Origin of the sequence: Bacillus sp. FSL R10-2780, assembly GCF_038006125.1 — a bacterium.
Taxonomy (GTDB): domain Bacteria; phylum Bacillota; class Bacilli; order Bacillales; family Bacillaceae_G; genus Bacillus_A; species Bacillus_A cereus_U.
Genome location: NZ_JBBOUQ010000001.1, coordinates 4,322,727 through 4,340,488, shown reverse-complemented (window position 1 = coordinate 4,340,488; position 17,762 = coordinate 4,322,727). Strand labels below are relative to the sequence as shown.

Genomic DNA, 17,762 nt, shown 5'->3' with positions numbered 1-17,762 from the left:
CTAGCTATTATACCATTTACTGTTTTAACATAAATGTTACAATGCTTATTTCTTATCCTCTATAGCTTACAGCTAATCCCTTTAAGAAATTCCTTGCGTATCTATCACCGCACTCTTTGTAATTCTTATGGCCTTCTTTTCTTAGTAGAGCGCTTAATTCCCCTTTTGTTACGATGACTCCTACGTCTTCTAATATATCAAGCATATCTTCACTTGTTAATGATAGTGCTATCTTCAATTTTTTTAGAACGAGATTATTAACACTTCCATTACTCTTTAAAGACATCGCTTGTCTATCCGATTGCCCTGGTTTTGGATCTTGTTTTCCTCTTTTAAAAGTAATAAAACCATTCAAAAATGACTCTAACATAACATTATTGCATTTTATTTCGTAATCATATTCAACTACATCACTATCATCGTTAACTTCATCATAGTAACTGTTTTTTAATTTTGTCAGCATCTTTCGCACTTCTTCTTTTGTTACTTCAACGCCACCAAGTTTAAATATCTCCACCATATCTATATCTTTTATATCCAGAGCATATCTTACTCTAATTAAAATATCATTATTGCTTATAGCCATTGTTTGTCCTCCTGAAATGTTGATTATAGTAATGCTTTTAGCATGTGTAAATGAATGTCGTTAAGTTACTACTTTAACATTTTAGAGGTTGGTTTTGTAGTCTTAGGTGGATTAATGCTTTTGGGGATGATTTTAAAACAGCAACATATGTTATTTGGGCACTTAAAATTATCCATTTTAACCCAATTAAATTATACTAATACTAGAGTTAATATGGGAGGGAATCAATATTGAATTATCTAATTGGTTATAAAGATGCTGAACGAAACTTCGGACACGAGGACCCAATGCTAACAGAATATACATATGGAGAGTCAGGATTTAATACCAAAAAGCTCCAAAAAGCACAAAAAAGATGGGATAATCGTGCGAAATTACGGATGGGAATTTACTATTAATTAACACACTTGAAAATGGACTAACCTGATATAGGTTAGTCCATTTCTTTTTATGCAACTCTAATTTAGTGGGCAACTCAAACATGAATGTTACGCAAAATTCATGTGAAATATATTGATTATGTTTACTTATGTTTTACTTTTTATTTGTGGTTCGGTTCACCGTAACTAATCTAAATGAGGTTATTGTTCATTATTTTCATAATTAAATTTAACAAAAAAGGTAGTGCCTTCCGATCCTGTTTGAATTTCTATTTTTGCATTATGACGGGCAGCAATGGCATAACATATGCCTAACCCCAATCCAGTTCCATTATCTTTGGTCGTGTAAAATGGAGTACCCAGTTTCTCAAATACTTCAGGCCTGATACCTTTTCCTTGATCCCGCACTGCAAGCACCACACAATTTTGACCTTCCTTGTAGGTGCTAATGGTTAGAACTTTCCCTGTGCTCATCGCTTCTAAGCCATTACGGTATAGGTTTATTAATAATTGTCGTATCTCATTACGATTTAAAAGTAATTCCGGAATGTCATTTGTATCGACTTGAATATATTTATTTTGATTATACGTATCAATCTTTATTAAAGGAATAATATCGTGGATAATTAAATTTAAATCTAACATCTGCAAATCCGATTTCTTTGTATTACCCATTGAGAGAAATTCAGTAATAATAGAATTGGCACGGTCAAGTTCTTCAATCATTAAATTAAAGTACTTATTATGTTTCTCATAGGTGGGCTCTTCTTTTAATAACTGCAAAAATCCTCGTACTGTTGTCATTGGATTTCTAATCTCATGGCTGATACCTGCTGCCATTTGCCCTATTAAATCTATGTTGGATAACCTTTTCAATTCCTGCTCATATTGCTTTTTTTCCGTTATGTTTTTAAAAATACAACAAATACCATCATCATACGGGTATGCAATAACTTCGTGCCAATATTCATCAGAGATAGAAAAAAATTCAAAATGAACTGTAGTTCGCTCTGACATTGCACGATGAAATTCCTTATACATAACTGCGTCGACGCTACTCGGGAAAACCTCCCATATATTCTTACCTAATACATCTTTTGCTGTTTTTCTTTGTGGAAAATATTGATGCTTATTTACGTACGTAAATTCCCATTTATTATTCAAAGTAAAGAATCCATCCGTAATACTTTCAATCACACTTGTAACTTTTTCATTAGCAGCAGCTAGTTCTCTCGTCCGCTCTTCCACCATGCTTTCAAGTTGATCCATATATAACAAGTTTGAAAACGTAGGAGCTGTGGCATCAACGATAGATTTTGCCAGTTGAATTTGGGAATTATCGTAATTGTGAGCTTTTCCCTCTTTGCCAACGACGATTACCCCTAATACTTCTCCCATTGAAACCAATGGAATCATCAGTAGACCCTTACTATCTATATTTTTTGTTTGAATAACCTCTTGGATCTTGACTTCATAGCTTTTCTCCATCCAATCCGCTTCTGTCCAATAACAGTCCTTGCTTAACTTCGTTGCTTTAATCGTTGTTTTGTCTAGCGGGTCTAAAAGGTGGGCAGCCATGTTTTTACTCTCTAAAATCTGTCCTAAGTAAAAAAAACATTTATCAAAACTCTCCTGTATCGAGGAACACATTGATAAATCACGGGTAACATTTAGTAACAGTTGCTTCTCGGCAATAAGGTTTTCCTTTTGTTTTAAATTATTTGCGTTTTGAATTGCGACCGCAGCCATATTTACATAAGCTTCAACACTTTGAATTTCTGAATCTGTTAAGTTCATTGGAACTCCATAATCAAATAAAAAAACCAGACCAAATAACTCTTGCCCAAATGAGATAGGCAGAGCTAATAAGGACTTAATTTTGAACGCATCAACTGGTCTCGGATCCGGCCGATGATCCTTTGAGGTATCAGGGATATAGATGGTTTTTTTGGTTTCAATAACTTCTTTTGCCAGTAAGTCTATTTCAGGATCAATTACCTGAGTATCAAGCGTTACGCCATTTATGGTCTCTGGTTTTCCTGCAAACCCTCTAAATGTTCCATCTTCCTGGGGTAAATAAATTCCAACAGCGTTGCACCTAACAATCTCCTCTGATATCGCCATTGTTACACGCTGCAATACTTCACGTAGTTCTAATTTTGTATTTATTATTTTTGTTATATTCGCGAGCCTAGAATATCTCGCCTGATCACTTAACATTCACATGGCCTCCAATTATAGGCATAATAAAATAAACATGATAATATCAGTGAAAATCAAGACCAACCTGCCATTTTCGATTTTCTCCTGTATTCTTTTCTTACCCTTGTTTTACATAGAATACCTCACTTACTTATGATACGGTTCACCTTAATTAAAATAAAACAAACACTCATAAAATTGCTACAGCCCATCCTCTCTAACTTTCAAAAGTTACACTGTTTCACTATCTCCATCCCTATCAACACTAGCCTCAAACTTATCCAACAACCCACGCACTTCATCAGTTGATTTCGTGTTCATCAATTGATTTCTTAGTTCAGCAGCTCCAGGGAATCCTTTTACATAAATTTTGAAAAAGCGATGAAGCCCTGTGATTGAGCGTGGTAGTACTTCTGCATATTGATCTTGAAGATCAAGCTGCAGTCTTAGAAGATCAAGGTGTTCTTTACTGCTATGCTCTCTTGGTTCTTTTTCAAAGGCAAACGGATTTTTAAAGATACCTCGTCCGATCATAACGCCATCAATACCATATTTTTCAGCAAGTTCCATTCCAGTTTGACGGTCAGGAATGTCTCCATTAATATCTATATTTTGAAGGGAATTATGATTGGCTTCTAATCCATTTTTATCGATTTCACTGCCTCTTCGGCACTATAAATTTAAACATTTCCTCATAAATCCTACCGCAGCGTTAATTAATAAAAAAAGTAGCCTTAATTGGCTACTCTAGAACATTACTTCTTCAATTCAACTAATCTCATTTAGATATTACTGACATGAATCAAACTTTTTTCTTCGGTATTTTTTCGGATTTCTCACCTAATTTTTCACTAAAATTGCCATATAAGCCATTGTTGTTAATTCATTTTCTTTCAATAAAGTGAATATTCTTTTTAGATAAACCGTGTTATGTTCAACCGTTTTAGCAAAGGATTGAATGAGCTTAATTACTAAATCAGTCGTTAATCCTTTATGGAAACTTGCCATACCGATTAAATGGAGTTTTATCATTGAATAGTGAATAATTAGCATAACATAATCATCGAAAAGCGTTTTATGTCCAAGTGGGAACAAATTTTTAAATATATAATTGACTAAATAGTTTTCTAAAATGTACTCATGTTCTGTCATAAATGGTTCATAAAATTGTTCATACGCCTTTTTATAGTACTCTGTAATTTCTTCGATAGGTGCTTCTTCTGTATATTGAATACCTTCTAACATCTCTTTTAAACAATCAATGTATCGTTGGCTTGTAATAGATTGGCTAACACGCTGCTCCACTAATTCTTTACATAATTTCATTTGCAATGCTAACTGAGTAGGTATATTGACAATTTGTTCTTTCATTCCTTGATTAGCCATCCCTTTAGTAAACTGAGAAATGCTATTTGGAATTTCATCAACATCACCTTGATCAATTTGTTTTTGTATCTTTTGATAGAACATTCCTAAAATAATCAGACGCTCCGCTAAAGTATAAGATCGATCTTGTATAACTTGAATGGAAAAAATACGTAATTCCCAAAAATATTTTTGCGGCGTATTTTGGATTTTCAATTCATGTGTTCTTAAATTTTTCCCAATCAATTCACGATCACTGACAGGTTCCTCAATCTCATCAAAATCAATTCCATTTGGATTCAACAGAGCTAAACGTGCGACTTCAGGACATGAAATAGTCGCTGATTTCTCAATGACACCGTTAATACTATTAATAGAGCGCGGGTAGGACGTACAAGTATTACATAAATAGTCTTCCCCTAACTTTAATTGTACCTTACAAAGATTCTCTTCAGATAGGAAGGAACATCTTCCTTCTTTATCCATTTTAATTTTAGCATAAGAACTAGACGTGGGGTTTGAACGTTCTCTTGTTACCTTCTTCTTGAAAAGTGACTTTAATTCTAAATCACGGGATTTTTGATATTTTTTATAAGTATCTTCATCAACGTTTACTCTCCATCCAATACAACAAGAATCTTCACATTCTGACCCTATACAAGAGAATTGTTGCATATATTGTGGAACAAGCAGCAGTCTATTTTTTGTGCTATTTGTCATAGTACTTGTCTCCTTAATTAATATTACATAGTTAACAGGCTTTTCTGTACTTGTAAAATTAGCGGGATTACTATTTATCCCCCTTTTATAATTGTATATAAAGAATTAATGATTTTCAATATAAGAAAACTCACTGCTTTTATAATTCCCAAAAAGTTCACACCGAAAATCTCAAATCAGTTAATCCTACTAAAATACGAGCAGCTGGAAATCCAAACACCCTTCATCATGGTTGGGATTTCCAGTTGCTCATTCAAACTATTTCTCAAGCCACACACTCCACATCTGCGGAGTATATATGGCAACACAAGGGTGCTGATGGATTTCTTATATTCCTTAAACTTTTTCTTTCAGAAAACAGACCTTACCAAAACTAAATAAAATACGTACCCCTAAATTGATGCAATTCATTTCCTTCTAACTCTTTAAGAGTTACACCAGTTCACTATTCCCTGCCTCGTCAACACTACCCTCAAACCTATCCAACAACCCACGCACTTCATCTGTTGATTTCGTGTTCATCAATTGATTTCTTAATTCAGCAGCTCCAGGGAATCCTTTTACATAAATTTTGAAAAAGCGATGAAGCCCTGTGATTGAGCGTGGTAGTACTTCTGCATATTGATCTTGAAGATCAAGCTGCAGTCTTAGAAGATCAAGGTGTTCTTTACTGCTATGCTCTCTTGGTTCTTTTTCAAAGGCAAACGGATTTTTAAAGATACCTCGTCCGATCATAACGCCATCAATACCATATTTTTCAGCAAGTTCCATTCCAGTTTGACGGTCAGGAATGTCTCCATTGATTGTTATTAGCGTATTTGGTGCAATGCGGTCACGTAATTTTTTAATTTCCGGAATTAGTTCCCAGTGCGCATCTACTTGGCTCATTTCTTCTCTTGTACGTAAATGAATAGAAAGGTTCGCAATATCTTGTTTAAAAATGTGCGTTAACCAATCCTCCCACTCACTTAACTCTTTAAAGCCAAGTCGTGTTTTTACGCTGACAGGTAGTCCGCCTGCTTTTGCTGCTTGAATTAGTTCTGCTGCAACGTCTGGACGTAGAATAAGGCCACTACCTTTTCCTCTTGATGCCACATTCGGTACAGGGCAGCCCATATTAATATCGATACCTTTAAATCCTAGCTCTGCCATACCAATACTCATTTGACGGAAATATTCAGGATTATCTCCCCAAATATGCGCGACTATCGGCTGTTCATCTTCTGTAAAAATTAAACGACCACGTACACTTTTCATACCTTCTGGATGACAATAGCTATCCGAGTTTGTAAACTCTGTGAAAAATACATCTGGGCGACCAGCTTCACTTACTACGTGACGGAAAACAACGTCTGTCACATCTTCCATTGGTGCAAGTACGAAAAATGGTCGTGGTAAATCACGCCAAAAATTATCTATCATTTCAAATTCAAATCCTCTCACTATGAATACATCTTCAAACTCTCAATTTATAATTTGTGAAAATCAGCAATATTTATTTTAACTAAAATCGCTTATGAATGGTATTTTTATAAACCAAAAAGCAGATGGTATAGATTTTTTCTATATCAACTGCTTTTTTATTATACCAACTTAAGCCAAGCCACACACTCTACATGAGTCGTATGCGGGAACATATCAACAGGCTGTACTTCCTGTGTTTTATATCCGCCTTCTTCTAGTACTTTTAAGTCGCGTGCTAATGTTGCTGGGTTACATGATACGTATACGACGCGTTTTGGCTTCATATCGATGATTGTGTTTAGTAATGCTTCATCACAGCCTTTACGCGGTGGGTCTACGACCATTGTGTCGGCAATTACGCCTTCTTTGTACCATTTCGGAATGACTACTTCTGCTTCTCCTACACCAAATTCAGCATTTGTCATGTTGTTTAGTGCTGCGTTTCGGTTTGCGTCTTCGATTGCTTCTGGAACGATTTCAACACCGTATACTTTTTTCGCTTTTTGCGCTAGGAATAAAGAGATTGATCCGATTCCGCAATATGCATCGATTACTGTTTCGTTACCATTTAATTTTGCGTATTCTAACGTTTTATCGTATAGCACTTTCGTTTGTTCTGGGTTTACTTGATAGAATGAACGTGCTGAAATCGCAAATTTAATGTCACCGATAAAGTCATAAATATATTCTGATCCGTACAGTACTGTCGTCTTATCTCCGAAAATAACGTTTGTACGTTTCGTGTTTACGTTTTGAACGATTGATTTTACTTCTGGGAATTTCGCTGCGATTTCTTCAATGATTGCTTCTTTATTTGGCAGTTCAGCTGTACGTGTAATAAAGACAAGCATAATTTCCCCTGTTACTTGTCCGTAGCGGGCCATTACGTGGCGAAGTGTTCCTTTGTTACGCTCTTCGTTATACGCCGAGATACCGTTCTTTTCACAAATACGTTTTACTTCTTGAATTAATGTATCGTTTTCTTCCGCCTGAATTAAACATGATTCCATATTAATGATGTCATGCGTTCCTTGACGATAGAAACCAGCTACAAGTCCACCTTCGCGTTCTCCAATTGGCACTTGTGCTTTATTACGGTATACCCACGGGGTTTTCATGCCAAGTACAGGATGAACAGGAACATCGCTTAGTCCGCCGATACGCTGCATAACGTCACGTACTTGTTTCTCTTTCGCTTTTAATTGTCCTTCATATGTTAAGTGCTGAAGTTGACAACCGCCGCACTCGTTGTACACGGGGCATTCTGCATCTTTACGATATGGACTTTCTTGATGAAGCTTCATTAAACGACCAAACGCGAAGTTTTTCTTCACTTTAATAATTTTAATTTGCGCTTCCTCACCTGGTAATCCGTTTTTTACGAAAATAGGATATCCCTTCACTTTCGCAACACCGGCACCATCATGTGTTAAATCTTCAAACACTACATCTATAAACTCGTTTTTTTCAACTGGTGGCGTCATTTTTGTACTCATTTTCCGACCTCTCTTTTTCATAACACTGCGTTACATTTTATCATACTTATATGGTCTATTTCTATTGGAAGAAAAAAAGCTATTGACGATAGTTCTCTAGTAATGTTACGCTACTACTAATTTAATACGGACGATGTTACCTCATATATAGTCGATAATATGGATCGAGAGTTTCTACCCGGCAACCTTAAATTGCTGGACTATGGGGAAAACTAATGAATATTAGCCTATGTATAAAAAAGACTCCTATTGATTAGCTTTCTCTCATAGATGAAAGTGAATCCATAGGGGTCTTTTTTTTATTTTTCAAAAAGGTCAGACATCTTACGTATGACATGAAACTTCCATTACTTTATTTTTAGTAATATAACGAGCGTTTTATGTAAAAACTTTATACGAACTTCTGAAAGGGGCAACTACATGCAATATGTAATGAGCATTATCGGTATTCTTGTCGTTTTAGGTTTATGCTTTGCTTTGTCAAACAATAGAAGTAAAATCAACTTCCGTGCAATTGCTATTATGATTGGTTTCCAAATTTTAATCGGTTGGTTTATGTTTGGCACAAAGATCGGACAGCAAATTATCATCTTCATTAGTAAAGTTTTCAACAAACTAATTAAACTTGGTACGACAGGTGTCGATTTTCTCTTTAATGGAATTCAAAGAGATTTTGTCTTTTTCTTAAACGTATTACTAATTATCGTATTTTTCTCAGCACTACTTTCTATCTTTAGTTATTTAGGTGTTTTACCATTCATCGTTCGTATTGTCGGCGGTGCACTTTCAAAAATTACTGGTTTACCACGCGTTGAATCATTCCACGCAGTAAATTCTGTATTCTTCGGTTCAAGTGAAGCGTTAATCGTTATTAAAAACGATTTACAGCATTTTAATAAAAACCGTATGTTTATCATTTGTTGTTCAGCAATGAGCTCCGTTTCTGCTTCTGTTACAGCATCATACGTTATGATGTTAGATGCGAAATATGTATTAGCAGCTCTTCCGCTAAACTTATTCTCAAGCTTAATCGTTTGTTCGTTATTAACACCAGTTGATACGAAAAAAGAAGACGAAGTGATTCAAAAATTTGATAGAAGCTTATTCGGAGATAGCTTTATCGGCGCTATGATTAACGGTGCGCTTGATGGGTTAAAAGTAGCTGGTATCGTTGCCGCATTAATGATTGCCTTCATTGGTGTTATGGAAGTTGTAAACTACGTAATTAGCGCCGCTTCAGGTGCAATGGGATATGCTGTTACTTTACAACAAATCTTCGGTTATATACTTTCTCCATTCGCATTCTTAATGGGTATTCCAACTCAAGATATCATCCCAGCTGGTGGTATTATGGGTACGAAGATTGTCTTAAATGAATTCGTAGCAATCCTTGATTTAAAAGGCGCTGCTGCAACATTATCTCCACGTACAGTTGGAATCGTTACAGTATTCTTAATTAGCTTCGCAAGTATTAGCCAAATTGGTGCGATTGTTGGTACAATCCGTGCCCTTTCTGAAAAACAAGGAAGCATCGTATCTAAATTTGGTTGGAAAATGCTATTTGCATCAACACTTGCTTCTATTTTATCTGCAACAATCGCTGGATTGTTTATTTAATAAAAAATCACCTTCGCTTAGACAGCAAGGTGATTTTTTTATTATCATCATTTAAGAAACTGAAGAAAACTCTAATGCCTCTTCCTTATTAATAATTTCTCCCTTATATTCACCTTTCACCGAAATATCAATAATTGATTTATTTCCTGTTTCCATTTTCCCTAAAGAAAACATATATATTAAGTCATCTTTTTTTAACATCCATTGTTTTCCGTGCCAAGGACCAGTTAACTTTTGTTCTGGCGATGCTAGTATTTCTCCAAAATATTCACATTCGCCTAGAGATGTTTTTACTGTATTCTTCTCCGTATCAATAACTATATATTTAAGAAGTTTTATACTTTCACTTGAAAAAATCTCTACTTCATGGTCACTTTTTTTCTTGAATTTCAGCTTTCCATCCTTTGTATTAACCAATTTACTTTGATCAATTACATTTAGTACAAACTCATACTCTTCTTTTGTAACACCGAAATTAGGATGATATGGGAAACTTTTTTTCTCTGCATGCTCTTCTACGTATTTTAAATACCATTCCATATTATTCACTAGATGCTCTCTCATTCTTTGACCAATATTCCCTACCTTTTTAAGAGCATCTGGATCCATCTCTAATGTCATAATATCCGCTGTAACTTCCGCATTCATAAGATGCGGCGGAATATACTCTTCCACACTATTCGCTTTACTCGTTTCACTTTGACAACCGACTATGAATAGCGATATGAGAAGGATATATACTATTTTTTTATATTTCATTTCTATTCTCCACTCCATACATCATTCTTACTTAAATTTATAGCGGTTTTATTATAGTCCAAAACCCTTATATTTTAATAGAAACTACTCTACATATGCAAAATTGCATATTAATAAACCTTTCTCTTACTTTAAAATTAACTTAAATCATTTACCAAAATATACAAATTACAAATGAACAATGTTATAATTTGTAAAAAAATACATTGGAGGATATTATGAAAGCCCACGCCCTTTTCGATTTCTTACACTTACTAGTTTTAAGCATGAAAAGCTATTATGTATGGGGAATGCCAATCTATGTATTCATTATCCCTCTTATTTTTGTAGTAGGTTATATCATTATCAAATCAAATAAGAAACGAAAGACTACCGCTATTCAAAGTCACTAACCTATCCCATATCTAAAAATGATATGATGAACAAGGGTATATCCCCACCTCTCTTATAGCGGTGGGGATTTTAATGTAAGTATGCAACATAATACACAATAGAAGGTGATTTTATGAGAAAATACGCAGCGATTGCTTTATGTACATCTGCTATTCTAGTAGGCTGTAATACTAGCAATGTAAGCCAAGAACCTAAAAAAGAGAAAAAGGTACAAGAGGTCAAAAAGCAAGAAGAGACGGTGCGGGAACAAGGTAAAATTTCTTATAATCCCATTATGCACGAATCTACAAACGCAAATATTCATATTACAGACATAAAGGATTCTTTAACCGAAGTACAATATAAAATTTGGCGCACTGCTGATGGAAAGGAAAGTGCTAAATCTTTTTCTTCTAAAGAGAAAGATCAACAATTTACACTTCCCTTTGATATAAAAGAATTTGAAGGAAAACGCGGTGAATATCAAATTGAAGCAACAGGAACAACAGAGGGCGGAAAAGCTATTCCACTTACGAAATCTACTATTACTTTCGAGCAAAAAGTTCCTGTTCTTATGTACCACGCAATTGATGATTATCATGGACAAGGTATTAAAGATTTATTCGTATCACCCGCTAACTTTGAAGCACAAATGAAGTATTTAAAAGACAATGGTTATACATTATTAACATTTGAACGCTGGGGCGATATTAATAAAGTAAACAAGCCGGTTTTCGTTACATTTGATGACGGTATGAAAAATAATATGAATGCATTTCGCATTTTACAAAAACTAAAAGATGATACTTTTAAGCCAGCGGCAACGGAATATATGATTGTTGATAACGTTGATGTAGAAGGCGCCCTTTCTACATCTGAAATAAAAGAAATGGTTGATTCAGGTATTTTTTCTGTACAATCTCATACAGCGACACATGCAGACTTGCCGAAAATTACAAACTATGACGAAGAGTTAAAAGGATCAAAAGAAAAGCTAGAGAAAATAACAGGTAAGCCTGTTATCGCAATTGCTTATCCATTCGGTCATGTAGACGATAAAGTTGTCGCAGAAACAAAGAAATACTATCAATTTGCAACAACAACGAAGCCTGGACAATTCATTACGAAGGGTGAACCTGATGAGTTGTTAAAAATGAAGCGTGTTCGCATACACCATACAACTACTGTGGAGCAATTCGCCTCTTCCATTAAATAAATGTGAGAGCTCAATACATTTTGAGCTCTCTTTTTACGTTATATTTATATATATTTTTAGAATTTTCTTGTATTATATATAGTAAGAAATCTTTCAAACTAAAGGAGATTATACATATGTCATTTGAACAAACGTTAGAGAAGTATGCTGCCCTTGCAGTCAATGTTGGTGTTAATATTCAGCCCGGACAAACTTTATCAATTAGTGCACCTCTTGAGGCTGTACAGTTTGTACGCCTCGTTACAGAGAAAGCATATCAATCTGGTGCAAAACACGTATATGTTGATTGGAATGATGAGACGTTAACACGCTTAAAATTCGATCTAGCTCCTGAAGAAGCTTTCTCTGAATTCCCTTCTTGGAAAGCACATGCTCGTGAAGAATTAGCAAAAGAAGGCGCTGCATTTATGTCCATCTATGCAGAGAATCCTGATCTATTAAAAGGTGTAGAACCAAAGAAAATTGCAACAGCTCATAAAGTAGCTGGAGAAGCGATGAAAGTATACCGTGATTATGTACAAGCAGATAAAGTAAGCTGGTGCGTAATTTCTGTTCCTACGAAAGAATGGGCTGCAAAAGTATTCCCTGATGTAGCGCCAGAAGAACAAGAAACAAAACTATGGGATGCTATCTTCAAAGCTACTCGTGCTGATTTAGAAAATCCTGTGGAAGCATGGAAAGAACATGATGAAACGCTACATACAAAAGTTGATTACTTAAACGAAAAACATTATACAGCTCTTCATTATACTGGTCCTGGAACAGACTTAACAATTGAACTTCCAGAGAAGCATGTATGGGCTGGTGCTGGTAGCTTAAATGAAAAGAACGTACCATTTATGGCTAACATTCCAACTGAAGAAGTATTTACAATGCCACTTAAAACAGGTGTAAACGGCCAAGTGTCTAGTACAAAACCGTTAGCATTTGCAGGTAACATTATCGATAACTTTACGTTAACATTTGAAAACGGACGTATCGTAGACTATAAAGCTGAATCTGGTGAGGAAGCTTTAAAACATTTAGTAGAAACAGATGAAGGTTCTCACTTCTTAGGCGAAGTAGCTTTAGTACCTCATGATTCACCAATTTCAAACACAAATATTTTATTCTACAATACGCTATTTGACGAAAATGCATCTTGCCACCTTGCAATTGGAAATGCTTATGCATTTAACTTAGATGGCGGGAAAACAATGTCTAAAGAAGAACTTGCTGAAAATGGTGCAAACGCTAGTATTACACACGAAGACTTCATGATTGGATCAGCTGAGCTTGATATCGACGGTATTACAGCTGATGGAAGACATGAGCCGATTTTCCGTAAAGGTAACTGGGCGTTTTAAGTTAACCATTATAAAAACACATTGGATTACCCAATGTGTTTTTATTTATTCGGCTTCAATTCAAATTTTATCGTTCTATTCTCATGCGTAAACTCAGGCCTGTATGTAGCGATGTATGTATTTTCTTTCGTTACATCAAATAGCATTACATCTTGAATTTTCCCATCCGGCGCTACCTTTTTACTCGTAAAGCTATCATATTGATATTCTTTAAACTTTGCACCTTTCTTATCTGTAATCTCAAATTCGTAAAATGCAAAAAGTATGTCCTTTTTACTATTATTTTTCACCGTGAAAACAATCCCTAAAATATCATCTTTCTTTTTATCTGTAGTGTAATCTGGATACCCTAATTGAACTGAATCGAGAGTTACTTGCAAACCATCCACGTCCACCGTCTCTCCTATTTTATAAACTTTATCTTGAACGTCCTCTTGTTTACTTTCATCGCTATTTTTAGTTTCTGTGCAAGCACTTAAACTAAAAGCCATGCCACAAATTAAAACAATTCGGCTCACCTTCTTTAACATACTCTTCCCCCCATATGAGACAAGATTTTTATATTTATCCCGCATTAACGGGCAGTAAAACTCCCACCTCAAAATTCAGTTGGAGCAAAGAAGTTAGGTGGGAGATCAACTGCCCGTAAACGCCCGATTGGTGCGGGCTGATAATCAGTGGGGAATGAACAAAACCCCCACTGCTTAAAGTTTCACTTTATCATAGCAAAACTCTTTACGTTTTCTTGTCATATTTTGTCGTAGTAATTGCTAACTGCACAAATAGAAAAAAGCTATCTTCTACAAAAGATAGCTTTCATGATGCCGATGACACTTTCAGTCCAATTACTCCTAAAACAATAAATAAAATGCAAAATGCTTGGAATAAATTAATATGCTCTTTAAAAAAGTACACACTAATAATCGTAATAAGAAGTGTCCCTAAGCCCGACCAAATCGCATAAGCAATACTTAAGTTAATCTTCTTTACGACGATAGCAAATATACTGAAACAAATACCGTAAAAGACAAAAATAAGTACACTTGGAACGAGCTTTGTTAAACCGTTCGATAGTTTCATCGCTATCGTTCCAGCTACTTCAAAAATAATTGTTACGAGTAATAATAGCCAATATACCATACTAGAATCTCCTTCTCTGTTACCTTATAGAGATTCTAGTATACTACTTATAGTCCTAACGAAATATATTTAATTTCTAAATATTCCTCGATGCCGAAATGGCCTCCTTCACGGCCGATACCACTTTCTTTAAAGCCACCAAATGGTGCTTGTGCAACTGATGGAAGGCCATCATTTAAACCGATAATACCGTACTCTAACGCTTCACTAATTTGGAATGCTTGGCTAATATCTTTTGTGAAAATATAAGCAGCCAAGCCATATGGTGTATTATTTGCTCGCTCGATTACTTCTTCAACTGTTTTAAATTTAGCAACTGGTGCAACCGGTCCAAATGTTTCTTCATTCATACAGAGCATCGTGTCATTTGCCAATCCAATTACTGTTGGCTGAATGAAATAACCATCTAACTCTGCAAATTTATGGCCACCGTATAAAACTTCTCCGCCCTTTTGAATTGCATCTTCAATATGTTCTTGTACTTTCGAAACTGCATTCGCATCAATAAGTGGACCTACAGTTGTTCCTTCGCCGAATCCATCTCCAACTTTAAGCTGCTCTACAGCTTTTGTGAACTTTCCTGCAAATTCTTCGTACACTTCTTCTTGAACAAAGACGCGGTTTGTACATATACACGTTTGTCCTGCGTTACGGAATTTCGAACCAATTACCGCTTCTACCGCCTTATCTAAATCAGCATCATTCATAACAATAAATGGAGCGTGACCACCTAATTCAAGCGAAACCTTTTTCATCGTTTGCGCAGCGCTAGCCATTAATTCTTTTCCAATTTCAGTTGATCCTGTAAAGGAAACTTTTCGAACGCGCTCATCTTCCATCCACGTATCAGCAATTGCTTTTGCACTACCTGTTACAATATTTATTACACCTTTTGGAATGTCTGCTTCATGTGCTAATTCAACTAACTTCAATGCAGTTAATGGCGTTTGACTCGCTGGTTTCACAACTGCTGTACAGCCTGCTGCAAGTGCTGGAGCTACCTTTCTCGTAATCATAGCAGCTGGGAAGTTCCACGGTGTAATAGCTGCCATAACCCCAACTGGTTGCTTCATAACTAAAATACGCTTATTCGGGTGAGAAGCAGGAATCATTTCACCGTATATTCTCTTTCCTTCTTCTGCGTACCATTCAACAAAACTATTTGCATAGTTCACTTCACCAAGCGCTTCTGCAAACGGCTTTCCTTGTTCTCTCGTCATGATTGCTGCAATTTCTTCTTTATTTTCATCAATGAGTGTGAACCACTTTTTTAACTTTACTGCACGATCCGCTGCCGTTAATTTTGACCATGATTTAAAAGCTTCATGTGCAGCATCAACTGCTTGCTTTGCCTCTGTAATCCCGCCCTTTGGTACAGTTGCAAATACTTCCTTTGTCGCTGGATTATTCACTTCGATTTGTTCTTGCAGTGTAATCCACTCACCATTTATATACATCGCCTTTTTCTCTAAGTTTACGAACGTCGCTTTTTTATCCAATGTTTTCTTCCTCCTCTATGAACTTCTTAATCTTCCTAGTGGCAGCAGATTGACTTATTTGCAAAAACTCAGCCACTTTATAACTTGATCCATACGTTTTATACGCTTTAAGAATAATATTTCTCTCTACCTCTTCCAACATTCTATAAAGACTTTGTCCGGATTGTTCAACCGTTGTCTCTTGCATAGATAGTGGCAAATCTTCTACCGTTACAAAATCATCAGCAGTGATAACAATTCGTTCAATTACATTTTCAATCTCTCTATTATTTCCTTCCCAAGGGTACCCTACAAACATTTGTAACGTACTAGGAGCTAACTTCACATCACGTCCGTACTTTTTATTAAAATGCTGTAAATAATGATAGATGAGCGGCAAAATGTCTTCTGTTCTATCCCGAAGTGGCGGAATTGAAATTGGAATGACATTCAGACGATAGTATAAATCTTTCCGAAATGTTCCTTGTTTCACCATCATACTTAAATCTCTATTTGTTGCCGCTACAATTCTAACATCCACCTTTTTTAATTCTCTTCCGCCTATAGGGCGAAACGTTTTTTCTTGCAATACTTGCAAAAGCTTCGCTTGAATTTCAAGCGGCATTTCACCAATTTCATCTAAGAAAAGGGTCCCTTTATGTGCTGATTCTAATAGCCCCTTTTTCCCTTCACGATTTGCACCTGTAAAAGACCCACCTGAATATCCAAAAAGCTCAGATTCGATTAAATTCGTTGGCAATGCCGCACAATTAATTTCATAGAAACTTTCATTCTTCCGGTGACTCACTTCATGCAAATGGCGTACTAATCGGCTTTTCCCCACTCCAGTCTCACCTAATACGAGAACAGTACTATCTACCACAGATACTTTTTTTATTGTTTCGATTATTTTTTGCATAGCGATGCTTTTAAAAATAAGCCCTTCATGCTCATATGTTTCTCTTAATTCTTTCTTATATGTCTTTAGCTGATTATCCATTTCCTCTACCTTTTGACGTAATTGATAGAGTTCAGTAAGATCACGAGAATAACTAATCACTCTTCTTAAATTTCCCTCATCATCAAAAACAGGCCTTGTACGAACATGCAAATACTCTCCTGATTTCGTTGTTTGAACAAGTTCAACTGGCCTTTTCTTTTCAATTACTTCTAACGTTGCAGACGGATAAAAAATTCCTTCTTTCTGTAGTTCTTGTACATGCTTTCCTACTAATTCCTTAGCAGAGAGCTGGTAATGTCTTTCACACATACTATTTACACGTACAACGATTCCCTTATCATCCGTAACAAAAATTTCATCAAATGCATATTCAAATACATCTTGTAAATCCATCAACATTCGTTCCTTTTCTGCAACCATTCTAGCCACTCCCTACTTCAAATCCATCGATTCACTTTACTACCTTTATTATAAAATGAATTTTCTGCATTTTATATAGAGTCAGCTAGAATGTTTTCAATTTGTTATTTATACGAATCTATTTATATTTTTCAAGACATAATTCGCTGCCTTGAAAAATACAGAATGCCATCGCAACCACACCCTCACTTTGTTTTAGCTTGGCATGGGGCAGGAAAAGGGCCTGGCCGATTCTATGCA

At 35.6% G+C, this 17,762-nt stretch carries 15 protein-coding genes, 1 pseudogene and 1 riboswitch; of the genes and pseudogenes, 5 read left to right on the top strand and 11 right to left on the bottom strand.

Annotated elements, in window-relative coordinates; translation table 11 throughout:
- Positions 1 to 52: 52 nt before the first annotated feature.
- A complete protein-coding gene (locus tag NSQ47_RS22605) occupies positions 53 to 586 on the bottom strand; it encodes a YehS family protein (RefSeq protein WP_002159471.1) in 534 nt (177 codons plus the stop codon).
- 230 nt (positions 587 to 816) lie between these two features.
- Between NSQ47_RS22605 and NSQ47_RS22600 the strand changes: the two genes are divergently transcribed.
- The gene (locus NSQ47_RS22600) at positions 817 to 984 is read left to right on the top strand and encodes a hypothetical protein (RefSeq protein ID WP_002113551.1); all 168 of its coding nucleotides are present in this window, start codon (positions 817 to 819) and stop codon (positions 982 to 984) included.
- A 183-nt stretch (positions 985 to 1,167) separates the two neighbouring features.
- Here NSQ47_RS22600 and NSQ47_RS22595 read toward each other — a convergent pair whose 3' ends face one another.
- The 5 genes and pseudogenes from NSQ47_RS22595 to rlmD form a co-directional block, all read right to left on the bottom strand.
- Entirely contained in the window at positions 1,168 to 3,186 is a 2,019-nt protein-coding gene (locus NSQ47_RS22595; RefSeq protein WP_341038019.1) for a GAF domain-containing sensor histidine kinase, read from the bottom strand.
- A gap of 213 nt (positions 3,187 to 3,399) precedes the next feature.
- A pseudogene (locus tag NSQ47_RS22590) lies at positions 3,400 to 3,777 on the bottom strand (tRNA-dihydrouridine synthase); the annotation flags it as partial.
- A 231-nt stretch (positions 3,778 to 4,008) separates the two neighbouring features.
- Positions 4,009 to 5,253: a flagellin lysine-N-methylase gene (fliB, locus tag NSQ47_RS22585; RefSeq protein WP_341038018.1), complete on the bottom strand. Its 1,245-nt coding sequence runs from the start codon at positions 5,251 to 5,253 to the stop codon at positions 4,009 to 4,011.
- A gap of 432 nt (positions 5,254 to 5,685) precedes the next feature.
- Positions 5,686 to 6,675 (bottom strand): tRNA dihydrouridine synthase, encoded by a 990-nt coding sequence (locus NSQ47_RS22580; RefSeq protein ID WP_341038017.1) that lies wholly within the window; start codon positions 6,673 to 6,675, stop codon positions 5,686 to 5,688.
- Positions 6,676 to 6,836: 161 nt separating this feature from the next.
- The gene (gene rlmD, locus NSQ47_RS22575) at positions 6,837 to 8,213 is read right to left on the bottom strand and encodes a 23S rRNA (uracil(1939)-C(5))-methyltransferase RlmD (protein WP_341038016.1); all 1,377 of its coding nucleotides are present in this window, start codon (positions 8,211 to 8,213) and stop codon (positions 6,837 to 6,839) included.
- 121 nt (positions 8,214 to 8,334) lie between these two features.
- Positions 8,335 to 8,436: riboswitch (purine riboswitch) on the top strand.
- 197 nt (positions 8,437 to 8,633) lie between these two features.
- On the opposite strand from rlmD, the gene NSQ47_RS22570 reads away from it, so the two are divergent.
- Positions 8,634 to 9,830, top strand: a complete 1,197-nt coding sequence (locus tag NSQ47_RS22570; RefSeq protein WP_070138669.1) for a NupC/NupG family nucleoside CNT transporter — start codon at positions 8,634 to 8,636, stop codon at positions 9,828 to 9,830.
- Positions 9,831 to 9,881: 51 nt separating this feature from the next.
- Here NSQ47_RS22570 and NSQ47_RS22565 read toward each other — a convergent pair whose 3' ends face one another.
- Positions 9,882 to 10,589, bottom strand: coding sequence for a hypothetical protein (locus NSQ47_RS22565; RefSeq protein WP_341038015.1), 708 nt, complete (start codon positions 10,587 to 10,589; stop codon positions 9,882 to 9,884).
- Between the two features lie 218 nt (positions 10,590 to 10,807).
- Here NSQ47_RS22565 and NSQ47_RS22560 point away from each other — a divergent pair, with 218 nt between their 5' ends.
- The 3 genes from NSQ47_RS22560 (at position 10,808) to NSQ47_RS22550 (ending at position 13,523) form a co-directional block, all read left to right on the top strand.
- Positions 10,808 to 10,981: a hypothetical protein gene (locus NSQ47_RS22560; protein ID WP_002115663.1), complete on the top strand. Its 174-nt coding sequence runs from the start codon at positions 10,808 to 10,810 to the stop codon at positions 10,979 to 10,981.
- A gap of 113 nt (positions 10,982 to 11,094) precedes the next feature.
- On the top strand, positions 11,095 to 12,177 hold the full coding sequence (locus NSQ47_RS22555) for a polysaccharide deacetylase family protein (protein WP_341038014.1): 1,083 nt from the start codon (positions 11,095 to 11,097) through the stop codon (positions 12,175 to 12,177).
- Positions 12,178 to 12,293: 116 nt separating this feature from the next.
- Positions 12,294 to 13,523, top strand: a complete 1,230-nt coding sequence (locus NSQ47_RS22550) for an aminopeptidase (RefSeq protein ID WP_016103400.1) — start codon at positions 12,294 to 12,296, stop codon at positions 13,521 to 13,523.
- A 41-nt stretch (positions 13,524 to 13,564) separates the two neighbouring features.
- Here the strand turns inward: NSQ47_RS22550 and NSQ47_RS22545 are convergent, their stop codons facing one another.
- From NSQ47_RS22545 to NSQ47_RS22530, 4 genes are all read right to left on the bottom strand, one after another.
- A complete protein-coding gene (locus NSQ47_RS22545; protein ID WP_002159478.1) occupies positions 13,565 to 14,053 on the bottom strand; it encodes a DUF4352 domain-containing protein in 489 nt (162 codons plus the stop codon).
- A 286-nt stretch (positions 14,054 to 14,339) separates the two neighbouring features.
- Entirely contained in the window at positions 14,340 to 14,663 is a 324-nt protein-coding gene (locus NSQ47_RS22540) for a DMT family transporter (protein ID WP_002113527.1), read from the bottom strand.
- 47 nt (positions 14,664 to 14,710) lie between these two features.
- Entirely contained in the window at positions 14,711 to 16,162 is a 1,452-nt protein-coding gene (gene gabD, locus NSQ47_RS22535; protein WP_002159479.1) for an NADP-dependent succinate-semialdehyde dehydrogenase, read from the bottom strand.
- Complete coding sequence (locus NSQ47_RS22530; protein ID WP_070146154.1) at positions 16,155 to 17,522, bottom strand: sigma-54 interaction domain-containing protein; 1,368 nt, start codon at positions 17,520 to 17,522, stop codon at positions 16,155 to 16,157. The genes gabD and NSQ47_RS22530 overlap by 8 nt, the downstream gene beginning before the upstream one ends.
- Positions 17,523 to 17,762 lie beyond the last annotated feature (240 nt).